This is a genomic window from Veillonella sp. R32, assembly GCF_010093125.1.
Classification (GTDB): domain Bacteria; phylum Bacillota; class Negativicutes; order Veillonellales; family Veillonellaceae; genus Veillonella_A.
Genome location: NZ_NMZQ01000012.1, coordinates 1 through 13,252, shown reverse-complemented (window position 1 = coordinate 13,252; position 13,252 = coordinate 1). Strand labels below are relative to the sequence as shown.

The following is a 13,252-nucleotide window of genomic DNA, read 5'->3' as shown; positions in this document are numbered from 1 at the left end:
AAGCTTACTATATGTAAATAAAAATTTCATTAATACAGATGTATTGAAAACTGTCTATCTTTTTATTATGACGTAAAATAGGGATTTATACAAGTATTACAAAAGCAGTCGATAGAAACTCCACCGACTGCCAGGGCTTATAAAGTATTTAACGTGTCTGCTACCACAGTAGTTACTTCGTCAATTGGTACTTCAATGGCTTCACCATTTTTACGAATTTTCATTTCTACGGCCCCTGATTCTAAGGTATTTTTACTTACCGTAATGCGTAATGGATAGCCAATTAAGTCAGCATCTTTGAACTTAACGCCAGCTCGTTCTTTACGATCATCTAATAATACGTCTACACCAGCTGTTTTTAACGCTTCATATACCCGTGTACTTACGTCCATAAGTGCTTCGTCTTTTGCATTAATAGGTACCACTACTACTTCAAATGGTGCAATAGCACGTGGCCAAATAATACCATTTTCATCATTGAACTGTTCAATAGCAGCTGCCAATGTGCGCGACACACCAATGCCATAACAACCCATAACAAATGGATTAGGACGGCCATCTTGGTTTAAGAAAGTAGCACTCATAGCTTCACTATATTTAGTACCTAGTTTGAAAACTTGGCCCACTTCAATACCTTTAGCAATGCTTAATTGACCACCACAGTTTGGACAAGTATCTCCAGCGGTAATTAAGCGAATTGGGGCTACAATAATATCTTCTACATTAAAATCACGTTTTGGGTTGATATTAATGTAATGGGCATCCTTTTTGTTGGCCCCACCACACACATTGTAGGCTTCCATAACAGTTTCATCTACCACAATTTTGAAGGTATCCGTCTGTTTCAAACCTACAGGACTAATGAAACCTGCCGTTAAACCAGCACTTTGTAATTCTTCTTCCGTTGCCATTTCTGGTTCAATAGTACTACCTACCGCATGCTGTACAGCAATTTCGTTCACTTCATGATCGCCACGCACAATAGCTAATACCACTACGCCATCGGTAGATAAAACAACAGCCTTAATTGTTTTAACAAGTGGCAAGTTTAGTTGTTCCGCCACAGCTTCGATGGTTTTAGCATCCGGAGTTGGTACTTCTTTTAGTTCTAATGCTTCTTCTACATCGGCTTTAATTACACCAGGCTTACCAATTTCAATATTCGCTGCATAATCACAACTATTACAATGAATCACATCGGCTTCACCAGATTCAGCAAGAGCCATAAATTCATGACTATTACTGCCACCAATGGCACCAGAATCAGCTTCTACTGGTTTAAAGTATAAGCCACAACGACTAAATACGCGTTCATAGGCATGATACATATTCCAGTAAGAAACATCTAAACCAGCTTCATCAATATCAAAGGAGTAAGCATCTTTCATGATAAATTCGCGACTTCGCATTAAACCATAGCGTGGACGACGTTCATCACGATATTTATTCTGAATTTGATACAAAGTTAATGGCAATTGACGATAGGAATTAACTTCCCCTTTTACCAAGGTTGTAATCATTTCTTCGTGCGTTGGTCCCAGGCAATATTCACGATCATGACGGTCTTTAAGACGAATCATTTCAGCGCCATATACTTTCCAACGGCCAGATTCTTGCCAAATTTCAGCAGGCTGAATAATTGGCATCATAATTTCTTGTGCCCCTGCATTTGTCATTTCTTCATGAACAATAGCTTCAATTTTGCGAATGCTTTTCCAAGCTAAGGGCAAATAGGAGTAAATACCACCGGTCATCTTACGAATCATACCGGCCCGTAACATATATTGTTGACTAATTACGTCTGCATCAGCAGGTGTTTCCCTTAATGTAGGGGCATATAATTTACTAGCTAACATTTAATTCATTACTCCTTTGCTTCTGTCTCTAAATACGTTTCTATTTCATGGAATAAAGCATCCACAAGTTCACTTTCATCTACGGTCTTAATGACTTCTCCTTTACGGAAGACAATCCCACGACCATCACCACCAGCAATCCCAAAGTCGGCTTCTCTAGCCTCCCCTGGGCCATTCACGACACAGCCCATAACAGCCACACGAATAGGTGCTTTAATACTCTTTAAGCGAGCTTCTACCGTTTCAGCCATACTAAAGAGGTTAACACGACAGCGACCACAAGTAGGACAGGAAATCATAGTCGCACCATAATTTCTAAGACCTAAGGAACTTAAAATCGTTTTACCAACTTCCACTTCGTGAATAGGGTCACCAGTCAAGGACACGCGCAATGTATCACCAATGCCTTGTGCCAATAAAGCACCAATACCGATAGAAGATTTAACAGTGCCTTGTGAAATGGTACCTGCTTCCGTAACCCCTAAATGCAAGGGATATGGTACTTTAGCTGATAATTTCTGATACGCTTCAATCATTAAAGGTACATCAGTGGCTTTAATAGACAATTTCATTTCCTTGTAGTCTAAGTATTCTAAAATACGCACATGTTCTAAGGCTGCCTCTACCATACCATCTGCACAAGGATGACCACCATATTCTTTTAAAATATGGGCTGGTAAAGAACCAGCATTTACACCAATGCGAATAGGAATATGTTTTGGTTTTGCTTTTTCAATGACCGCTACTACATTATCAATGCCCCCAATATTGCCTGGATTGATACGTAGGCCATCAACACCACTATCTATTGCCGCTAAGGCTAAAGTGTAATCAAAGTGAATATCTGCAATTAAAGGAATCTGAGCTTTAGCTTTTACTGCTTTAATCGCTTTAGCCGCTGCCATATCTGGCACGGCTAAACGAACTAAATCACAACCAGCCTCTGCTAAACGATTAATTTCTGCAATCGCTTTTTCTGTTTCTACAGGATTCGTTGTAATCATAGACTGCACACTAATGGGCGCAAAATGGCCAATAGGCACATTGCCGACTTTAATGCGCGTAGTTTCTTTTCTGTTAATCATAGGTAACTCCTATATTACAGACGGCTAATATCATGAGTCGTAGCATACACAAATAAGAGAACTAAAATAATGACCCCTGTCATCTGAATATACTGCAATGCCTTCACTGGCAAACGTCGTCTCGTAATTCCTTCTATTAATAATACAATTAGGTGGCCCCCATCTAACGCTGGAATAGGCAATAAATTAATAACACCTAAGTTTAAACTTAATAAAGCTGTAAACTGTAATAAGTACATGAAGCCATTTTCAGCCATTTGGCCCGCCATTTGAGCTACCCCAATAGGCCCTGCTAATTCAGCATTGGTAGTGCCTGTAATCATAGACCATAAACCATCTACCATGCTAACTAAGACATAGCCCGTCGTATGAAGGGCCTGCACAGCGGATTCGCCAATGCTAAACTCTTGCACCAACGATACAGGATTAATCCCAATAATAGCCCTACCTTCATTGCCTGCTTGAGTAGGAATTACAGATAATTCCTGCTCTTGCCCATTACGGTTAATTACAACAGGCACAACCGTATTTGCCGTGCCTTGTAACTGTTTAGAAATATCGGTCCAAGTAGCTACCGGCTTACCATTAATGGAAATAATGCGGTCATTCACTTCCATATGAGCCATAGTGGCTGGTGAATTACTCATCATATTCCCTACAATAGGCTCTTTAGATGGTGTTTGTACACCATAGGTAGCATACACAATAAAAAATATTACGATAGCTAACAAGAAGTTAAAAACAGCCCCTGCTGCAATTACGATAAACCGTTTCCAAACAGGTTTATTTAAAAAGGACCTATCATCTAAGGGCTCCTCTGGATCCATGCCGGCAATTTTATTGTACCCTCCTAAGGGAATAGCCCGAATGGAATAGAGAGTTTCGCCCTTTTGCACTTTCACTAAAGCCGGCCCAAAGCCAATAGCAAACTCATCGACACGCATACCACTCGCTTTGGCTGTAATGAAATGACCAAATTCATGGATAAACACAATGATGCCAAATACAAAGATTGTGGCAACGATAGTTAACAACATAATCTCTCCTATTTAATCAAGGCTCTTGCTGTTTCACGAGCCCATAAATCCATTTCCCGTAAATGGGCCAACGTAAAGGTTGGCTCCGTTTCCATTTTTTCTAAAACGGACACTACGGTCTTGTAAATATCACCGAATTGGATCTTACCAGCTAAAAAGGCATACACAGCTTCTTCATTAGCTGCATTAAATACAGCTGGTTTAAAACCACCAGCACGACCTACTTCAAATGCTAATTTTAAAGCAGGAAAATCTTCATAGCGAGGTGGGAAAAACTCTAACTGTAAAGCCTGTTCAAAGGTTAAGGTATCCATTTTTAACGGTTTACGTTGCGGGTATGTAAGGGCATATTGAATCGGCTCACGCATATCAGGATTGCCTAATTGCGCCAAAATAGCCCCATCTTTCATCATAATCATAGAATGAACAATACTTTGTGGATGAACCGTCACCTTAATATGGTCAAAATCAAAACCAAATAACCAATGGGCCTCAATAACTTCTAAGCCTTTATTAAATAAAGTGGCTGAATCAATAGTAATTTTATTTCCCATATTCCAGGTTGGGTGACGTAAACAATCAGCCGCTGTAGCTGTAGCAATTTTTTCAGAAGGCCAAGTCCGCAAAGGGCCACCAGAAGCAGTAATCAATAGGGAATCTACATTATCTCGCTGCTGCCCTTCTAAACACTGAAAAATCGCACTATGTTCACTGTCAATCGGCAATAATTGAACGCCATACTCTTTACATAAGGAGGTAATTAAAGAGCCCCCAGCAACTAAGGTTTCTTTATTAGCTAACCCAATCGTTTTTTTAGCACGAATGGCTTCTACAGTTGGTTCAATACCAGCCGCTCCTACTACTGCAGTGACTATAAGTTCAGAAGTAGACCACGTAGCGGCCGCCATTAAGGCCTCTTGACCACCTATTAATTTAGTGGGCCCATTATATCGTTTTTTTAATGTTAAAAAAGCCGTTTCATCCACTAAACCTGCCATTTCAGGCTGAAATTCTTTTATTTGAGCTTCTAATGCATCCACATTATGGTAAGCTACCAACGCTTTAACAGAAAATAAATCAGGATGCTGTCGCACCACATCTAATGTTTGTGTGCCGATAGAACCGGTACTCCCAAGAATACTCAGTGTTTTCATAGAAACTCCCATCCAATACAGCTTATACTGTACTTTTATATTTCACAACTAAGGTCTCCCAAATATGTATGTGATATTTATATTTGTTAGAGACGCTCCTTATAATAAATAAACTAATACCATAGGGGCCGAGAACAACAAGCTATCAAAGCGATCTAGCACGCCACCGTGACCTGGTAATAAAACGCCCGAATCTTTCACACCACAATACCGCTTGAGCTTAGATTCAAACAAATCGCCTAAAGGTGCCACAATGCCCGTTAAAAGACCTGCTCCTAAGCCTAACATGAGGGGCATACCTACTATAACCGCATAAATAATACCTGTAAATAGGCAGCCAATAAAGCCTCCTACATAGCCTTCTAACGTTTTATTAGGGCTTATATTCGGAACGATTTTACGTTTCCCCCACTGACGCCCGGCAAAATAAGCAAAGGTATCGCTGGCCCAAGTAGTGAATAATAATAACCAAATGACTAATTCACCCATATGCGCATTCACAACAGGAACAGAAAACAATTCGTAAATTGACGTTTCACGAAGCACTAATAGGGCTGCAAAGCCACCATTTATATAGAAAAAACCAAAGGTAGCACAACTAATGACTGATAAATTTAAACGAGCCGGCCCAAAAATATATAATAAGCCCATTGTCATAGCCGCGGCAGCCGCCACCATGATGGCCCATTTATAAAAACCAAAGGCTAACATAATCATCAATAAAGTAGTGTAAATATAGCCCCACCGATTCGGCACTATAATATCAATCTTACGTAGCATACTAGCATATTCTCGCCAGCCTAATAAGGCCAACAATAAAATGATAGCATTAAATAGCTGACCACCTACGGTAATGGCTAACACAGCAATGACAAAGCCTATTAAAGCTGTAATGACACGAGTCTTGAGCATCCTATTCCTCCGTCTTTAAACCGCCGAAGCGACGTTCTCGTTGCTGGTAGGCATACACAGCATCTAATAATGTTTGAGCTGTAAAGTCAGGCCAATGGGTTTCGGTAAACCAAAATTCCGCATACGCCAATTGCCACAATAAAAAATTACTAATTCGATAATCATTACTTGGTCGAATTAATAAGTCTACATTGCTAAATTCTTGCGTATATAGACTCTTACCAAAGGATTCTTCGGTAATATCCTCTACAGCTAACTTACCGGCTACTACCTCTTTGGCAGTGGCCCGGACCGCTCGCACTATTTCATCGCGTCCACCATAGTTAATAGCTAACTGTAAGGTAAGACCCGTATTATTCTTTGTTAAGTTTTCAGCATCCGCAATGATTGTCTGTAATTCTTCTGAAAGACCGCCAATATAACCAATAAAACGGATGCGCACATTTTTCTCGTGCATATCACGAACATTGCCTAACAAGTACTCTCGAATCAGACTCATGAGCAAGGATACTTCTTGCTCGGGACGCTTCCAATTTTCTGTAGAAAATCCGTAAACAGTTAATGCTTTTATGCCAATTTCATCAGCAGCAATCACTATTTTTTTTAATACATCAGCCCCTGCACGATGTCCCATCGTACGTGGCAAACCACGGCGTTTAGCCCAACGACCATTGCCATCCATAATAATAGCTACATGGTGAGGTATATTCTGAGGATCTAGCGTAATTTCCGACGCTTTCTTTGCATCCCCGTTCTTACGTAGTAATTTCTTTAGCATATTGTACCTCATTGCAGTTTTCAAAACCACTTGCTACCATTGGGCGATATAACAAAATTTGCCATATACCCGTTTCCTCTACGTACACCACACGGCCTACGTAAAAATCATTGTCTGCAACAGTGAAAAATCGATTATGATTTTCACCGATAGTTACTGCAAAAGGGATATTGGCAGCCTGCAACATCCGTTGTGCAAGCTGCCAAGGTAATCCAACCATTAAGTTTGGCGTATTCATTATACTTCCAATACGTCCTTTTCTTTCTTATCTTTCAACTCATCAATGGCTTTAATTTTTTTATCCGTCAATTTCTGGATTTTATCTTGGCCTTGTTTAGCATCATCTTCTGTAATTGTTTTTGCTTTTTCTTCTTTTTTGATAGCATCGTTAGCATCACGACGAATGTTACGAACCGCTACTTTAGCTTCTTCCGCTTTCTTGCTTACTACTTTCACAAGTTCTTTACGACGTTCTTCTGTAAGCTGTGGAATAGCTAAGCGAATAGTGTCGCCATCATTGCTTGGATTTAGGCCTAAATCAGATTGTAAAACTGCTTTTTCAATAGGACCAATCATAGATTTTTCCCATGGTTTTACTAAAATCAAACGTGGTTCTGGTGCTGTTACATTAGCAACCTGGTTGATTGGAGATGGTGTACCATAATAATCGACCATAACTTTGTCTAATAAGGCAGTGCTAGCACGGCCGGTACGGATGGAAGCAAATTCATGTTTCAAAGCCTCAATGGTTTTGTCCATACGACTTTCTTCACGGGTTAATAACTCTTGAATTTCCATTATTCTTCACCTCTTACGATAGTACCAACGACTTCCCCTTTCGCAGCACGTGTAATATTGCCAGGAATATCCATGCTAAATACTACGATTGGGATATTATTATCCTTACACAAGGTCGTAGATGTAGAGTCCATTACTTTAAGTTCCCGACTAATTACGTCCATGTAAGTAAGTTCATCAAACTTCTTAGCTTCTGGGTTAGTACGTGGATCACTATCATACACACCATCAGCAAATTTTTTCGCCATTAAAATAGCATCAGCTTCAATTTCAGCAGCACGGAGCGCAGCTGTTGTATCTGTAGAGAAATAAGGATTCCCTGTGCCAGCTGCAAAAATAACAATACGACCTTTTTCTAAGTGACGAATGGCTCGACGACGAATGTAAGGTTCTGCTACTTCTTGCATAGCAATAGCCGTCTGTACACGAGTAGCTGCACCGGCATTTTCAAGGGCATCTTGTAAAGCTAACGAGTTCATAACCGTAGCAATCATACCCATATAATCGGCCGATGCACGATCCATACCTTTAGCGCTACCAGCTAAACCGCGCCAAATATTTCCGCCACCAACTACGATGGCTATTTGTAAATCCGTAGTTCTTGCGATTTCAGCAATCTCTTTCGCAATTTCTTCTACTACAACGGGATTAATGCCAAAGCCTTGGTCGCCAGCTAAGGCTTCACCACTTAATTTCAAGACGATACGTTTAAAATTTCTATTACTCATTGCGTTACTCCTCTGCTATTACAAAATAAGAGAACACGTGACGGTGTTCTCTTATCTCTTAAATCTTATTGACCAGCGGCTGCACGAACTTCAGCTTCGAAGTCGTCCTGACGCTTTTCAATTCCTTCGCCTAAAGCGTAGCGAACGAAACGACGTACGTTAATGTTTTCACCGATTTTAGCAATTTTTTCGGTAATAACATCAGTAATAGTTTTGTCACCATCTTTAATGAAAACCTGTTCCAATAGGCAGTTTTCTTTATAGAATTTTTCAACGCGGCCATTAACCATTTTTTCAAGAACTGCTTCTGGTTTTGGTTTGCGACCAGCTTTTACATCTTCTTCTGCTTCTGCTTTAGCTTGTTCTAAAAGAACTGCTTTTTCATGTTCAATAACTTCAGCAGGTACTTCTTCACGATTTAAGTACGTAGGATTTGCTGCTGCGATCTGCATAGCAATATCTTTAACAAGGTCTTGGAAGTCTTCAGTTTTAGCAACGAAGTCTGTTTCACAGTTAACTTCTACAAGAACACCAATACGACCGCCACCATGAATATAGGAAGCAACCACACCTTCAGCCGCTACACGACCAGCTTTTTTAGCAGCCGCAGCTAAGCCTTTTTCACGAAGTAAGTCGATTGCTTTTTGGATATCGCCGTTAGCTTCAGTTAACACTTTTTTGCAATCCATCATGCCTGCGCCTGTAATTTCGCGCAATTCTTTTACTAATGCAGCAGTAATCGCCATATAATATATACCTCCTACACATTAATTAAGGTAAGGTCTAGTTAGCCTTACCTTAATTTTATATCGTTCTACATATTTTATCAAATAATATTTAATATATATTCAATAAATTTTAAGTTTTAAGGCAATGCTAGTTATTAGCCCTGACCGTCTTGTACCATTTCAGTGGAGTCAGCTTCCATTTGTTTCATAGCTTGGTCAGCTGCTTCTTGGTGTTCACCTTGGTCATCTAAAGATTCACCTTGACGACCTTCTAATACAGCGTCAGCCATTTTACCAGTTAACAATTTTACAGCGCGGATAGCGTCATCGTTAGCTGGAATTGGGAAGTCGATTTCATCGGGATCACAGTTAGTGTCTACAGTAGCTACTACTGGGATACCTAATTTTTTAGCTTCGGCAATAGCGATGCGTTCTTTTTTAGGGTCAATTACGAATAAAGCACCTGGCATTTTAGGCATATCTTTAATGCCGCCAAGATATTTTTCTAATTTTTCCATTTCGTGACGTAAGCCGATAACTTCTTTTTTAGGAAGAAGTTCGAATGTGCCGTCTTCAGCCATTTTTTCAAGCTGCTTTAAACGTTTAACACGTAATTCGATAGTTTTGTAGTTAGTTAACATACCACCTAACCAACGTTCGTTTACGTAGAACATGTTAGCGCGGATAGCTTCTTCTTTAACGGATTCTTGAGCCTGTTTTTTAGTGCCCACGAAAAGAATCACTTCACCGTTTTGAGCTACTTCACGAAGGAAATCGTAAGCTTCTTCTACTTTTTTAACTGTTTTCTGAAGGTCGATGATATAAATACCATTACGTTCAGTGAAGATGAACTTAGCCATCTTAGGGTTCCATCTTCTAGTCTGATGACCGAAATGTACGCCAGCCTCCAATAATTGTTTCATTGATACTACTGCCATGTTGGCACCTCCTGTTAATAAACCTCCGCAGCATCATATTCAATATAAATCAGGACAATTCCTGACACAGACATTGAATCAGACTGCGTGCGTAATTTTCATACCTAAAAAGTATAGCACATAAGGCACAGGTGTGACAAGAGGGTTTCTTTAAAAATATTATGCATGAAGTGTGTGAGTATGTGAATGTGTGAAAACGTGACGCCTTCTCTTGCTCTCGAGTTGCTAGGCAACAAAGGTCGCTTCAAAAAGGCGTCACGTTCTCAGCAGCGCAGAGTATGGTAAGTGTGACAGTTAAGTTAGTGCTTCATGTGATAGAGTTGTAGTAAGCGATTATTATGTTAGCTAATATGAAATATTCCACTCTACATCTTCGTATGTCCGCCATAGACATCACGATTTTCCTTATCTTCACTATTTACACGAATTCGTTCTACTTTATAACGATCACTTGGCTTACCATGAACAAGATCTACACGGAAACGGTCAGCCTTTTCAACAGCTGCCATTTCTTGACCAAATTCTTCCGTAGCACGTGCCATATTACCATCAACTATAGCACCATTTTGCAAGGCGCGATAAATAATGGCTGCAAATTCATAGCGTGTCATAGTTTGATTGCCTTTAAATTCTCCATCAGGATAGCCTACCAATAAGCCTTTATCAGCTAACGTCTTAACATAATTATAAGCCCAATGATTAGCGGGTACATCTGGGAAGTTTACGTCAAGTTTGACTGTATTAGTAGTTATATTACTACTGTTGTTTACACGTTCGGCCTCTAATTGCTCTACCCGACTTCTCAAGGCTTCAATTTCTTTTGCCATAGCAACTCGCGAGCGCGATACGCCACTGCTTTGACCAATATTAAAATTAAGGCCTGCAGAAATCATATTTTCACCATTTCCCATAGAAGATGCTACATTTACCATCACATCTTCATTAGGACGATAAAAAGCACCTACTGCCATTGCATTAGCATTACCATAATTGCCGTAACCTACAGAGAAGCTCCATTTATCATCTGGATTAAAATCAAGTGGATGTAAGCCTGCTAATGCTGCTGCACCTGCGCCTACTTTATCCATACGACTATCTAAACCATTAATGCGTCCATCAATACTATCTACACGATTGTTTAAATTATTAATTTGTTCCGTGTGAGTATTAAGAGTCTGTGTATTATTATTGACTTGTGATTTTAAATTATTAATATCCCCTTTATTTATAGATACTTGGTCGCCTAATTTCGTAATATTATTCGTATTATTAGTAATTGAATTCTTAATTTCATCTGCCAAAGACACAGTAAAGGTGTGTTTTGTTGGATTTCCATCAGCATCTGTACTAGCTGGTGTTTCAGTAACTAAAATGCCATCGCCTTGTTTTACATCAATGGCATTGGCATTCACATACTCTCTCACAGAGGTTTCAACAGACTTCAACTGAGCCACATTCACTGCATCACTATCATTAGAACCGGCCGCCACATTGGTAATTTGCCGCGTTGCATTGTCATTACCTACTGAAACAGCACCTAGACTCCCTTTCACTGTAGCTGCAATAGCCGCTTTAGCCGTTTCCGTACTATTAGCAGCACCATACACTTCATTAGCTGACGCACTCGCCGTGTTAGTAACAGTTACATCTTTCAATGCTTCACGAGTGGCCTCAGAATCACTCCCCAAAGCAACGCCACTAACTACCGATGTTTTTGCATTATGACCAAGCGCTACACCATTTTCTGCTGTACTTTCCGCCTTTCGCCCCACTGCGATGGCATCAGTTTGATTGGCTAATGTATCCGTGCCTATAGCGACGGCATAATCACCAGAGGCACTCCATTGAGACAGCTCTGTAGCAAAGGTACTAGTTTCACTTCCTTTAGTGTACCAAGTTTTCATTTTTCCTGTGTAAGTGCCTATAGCAATAGAGTTTCGTCCACTAGCCCCAGCACCCCAACCGATAGCAAGGGAGGATTGACCTGTAGCTGCTGCGGCAGAGCCCAAAGCTGAGGAATAATCCCCTAGTACCATAGAACTATTGCCAACAGCTGTAGAGTTCATTCCCGATGCATAACTATGAGTCCCAACAGCACTCGCTGCATAGTTCATTGCCTTAGCATCATCCCCTAAAGCTGTAGTTTGACTATGCAAAGCATATGCTTTGTAGCCTAATGCGGAAGCACCCCAGCCAGATGCTTTCGTATCACCGCCAATAGCAACAGCATTGCCACCACCATTTTCTAACTCTCCTAAGCCAGTCGCATACTGCTGATTGTTAATTCGCAAATTATCAATTTTAGCTTTTAGTTCGTTTGCATCTCGTTCAATACTAGCATTGTATACCTTAGCATTTTGTCCGTACGCCGTACTCTTCGTGCCATGAGCCCATGCACCATCGCCAATGGCAGTAGCACTGTCACCAGTGGTATTGGTACCATTGCCAATGGCTAATGAATTATAGCCTAATGCATTTGTACCTGCGCCAATAGCAATAGCTTGACTGCCTGTAGTCATAGCTCTAGTGCCAATCGCAATAGCATTTTGTCCATTCACCTTAGTTTTACCTGAATTTGAAAGAGTATCACTATAATCTGGATCTCGCTGAACCTCAGCATCCGCACCAATAGCGATAGCATTAGTCGCTAGTTCATCAATTTTAGCCCCCTTCCCAGTAGCAATACTTTGAGCTGATTGAGCCTTAGCGCCATATCCTTCAGCAATGCTATTCAAACCTGTAGCCTCCGCTTCTAACCCTTCAGCAATACTATTTGTACCAGTTGCTTTAGATGTATTACCAAGAGCTAATGCGCTTTCACCTGTCGCTTCCGTACTAGGCCCTACGGCCACACTATTAGAACCTGTGTCGCTAGGACCTGCTTCCGTAGAATTGACACTTACATAATCAACACTGGCTCCTAGTACTTCATTGCCAGTCCACAAGGCCCCCATGGCACTCAATACTAACCATGCAAGTATTCGTTTATTTTTTTGTTTCATTCTATCACCTGTTTTACTACACAACAAATATCACTCATCACTTTATTTTTATATTATAATTAATAATAAGTGATTTTTCAAGTATATATTCATTATTTTCATTAATATTTTATAATTTATATAAAAATAAAACAGATTCAAAATGTAATTCAAATAATCAAAATATAAGCATTATTTAGACATTTTAGTTTTATATATCAATAGAATGCGATTTTATTTTTTGATAGTATAAAATA

General features: G+C 40.0%; 12 protein-coding genes. All 12 read right to left on the bottom strand.

The annotated features are described in order from the left end of the window. Positions 1-137: 137 nt before the first annotated feature. The gene (locus VER_RS03645; protein WP_162099526.1) at positions 138-1,856 is read right to left on the bottom strand and encodes a proline--tRNA ligase; all 1,719 of its coding nucleotides are present in this window, start codon (positions 1,854-1,856) and stop codon (positions 138-140) included. Positions 1,857-1,864: 8 nt separating this feature from the next. Next, complete coding sequence (gene ispG / locus VER_RS03640) at positions 1,865-2,941, bottom strand: flavodoxin-dependent (E)-4-hydroxy-3-methylbut-2-enyl-diphosphate synthase (protein WP_162099525.1); 1,077 nt, start codon at positions 2,939-2,941, stop codon at positions 1,865-1,867. Between the two features lie 14 nt (positions 2,942-2,955). Beyond that, on the bottom strand, positions 2,956-3,975 hold the full coding sequence (gene rseP / locus VER_RS03635; RefSeq protein ID WP_162099540.1) for an RIP metalloprotease RseP: 1,020 nt from the start codon (positions 3,973-3,975) through the stop codon (positions 2,956-2,958). 11 nt (positions 3,976-3,986) lie between these two features. Next, a complete protein-coding gene (locus VER_RS03630; RefSeq protein WP_162099524.1) occupies positions 3,987-5,132 on the bottom strand; it encodes a 1-deoxy-D-xylulose-5-phosphate reductoisomerase in 1,146 nt (381 codons plus the stop codon). 99 nt (positions 5,133-5,231) lie between these two features. Further along, positions 5,232-6,044 (bottom strand): phosphatidate cytidylyltransferase, encoded by an 813-nt coding sequence (locus tag VER_RS03625; protein WP_162099523.1) that lies wholly within the window; start codon positions 6,042-6,044, stop codon positions 5,232-5,234. Position 6,045: 1 nt separating this feature from the next. Beyond that, entirely contained in the window at positions 6,046-6,822 is a 777-nt protein-coding gene (locus VER_RS03620; protein WP_162099522.1) for an isoprenyl transferase, read from the bottom strand. Next, positions 6,800-7,060 (bottom strand): hypothetical protein, encoded by a 261-nt coding sequence (locus VER_RS03615; protein ID WP_162099521.1) that lies wholly within the window; start codon positions 7,058-7,060, stop codon positions 6,800-6,802. Before VER_RS03615 ends, VER_RS03620 begins: the two co-directional genes overlap by 23 nt. After that, the gene (gene frr, locus VER_RS03610) at positions 7,060-7,620 is read right to left on the bottom strand and encodes a ribosome recycling factor (RefSeq protein WP_162099520.1); all 561 of its coding nucleotides are present in this window, start codon (positions 7,618-7,620) and stop codon (positions 7,060-7,062) included. The genes VER_RS03615 and frr overlap by 1 nt, the downstream gene beginning before the upstream one ends. Further along, on the bottom strand, positions 7,620-8,348 hold the full coding sequence (gene pyrH, locus VER_RS03605) for a UMP kinase (RefSeq protein WP_115309752.1): 729 nt from the start codon (positions 8,346-8,348) through the stop codon (positions 7,620-7,622). The genes frr and pyrH overlap by 1 nt, the downstream gene beginning before the upstream one ends. Positions 8,349-8,413: 65 nt before the next feature. Further along, complete coding sequence (tsf, locus tag VER_RS03600; RefSeq protein WP_162099519.1) at positions 8,414-9,094, bottom strand: translation elongation factor Ts; 681 nt, start codon at positions 9,092-9,094, stop codon at positions 8,414-8,416. 137 nt (positions 9,095-9,231) lie between these two features. Beyond that, positions 9,232-10,014 (bottom strand): 30S ribosomal protein S2, encoded by a 783-nt coding sequence (gene rpsB / locus VER_RS03595; protein ID WP_162099518.1) that lies wholly within the window; start codon positions 10,012-10,014, stop codon positions 9,232-9,234. A 365-nt stretch (positions 10,015-10,379) separates the two neighbouring features. Further along, positions 10,380-13,016 (bottom strand): S-layer homology domain-containing protein, encoded by a 2,637-nt coding sequence (locus VER_RS03590; RefSeq protein ID WP_162099517.1) that lies wholly within the window; start codon positions 13,014-13,016, stop codon positions 10,380-10,382. Positions 13,017-13,252 lie beyond the last annotated feature (236 nt).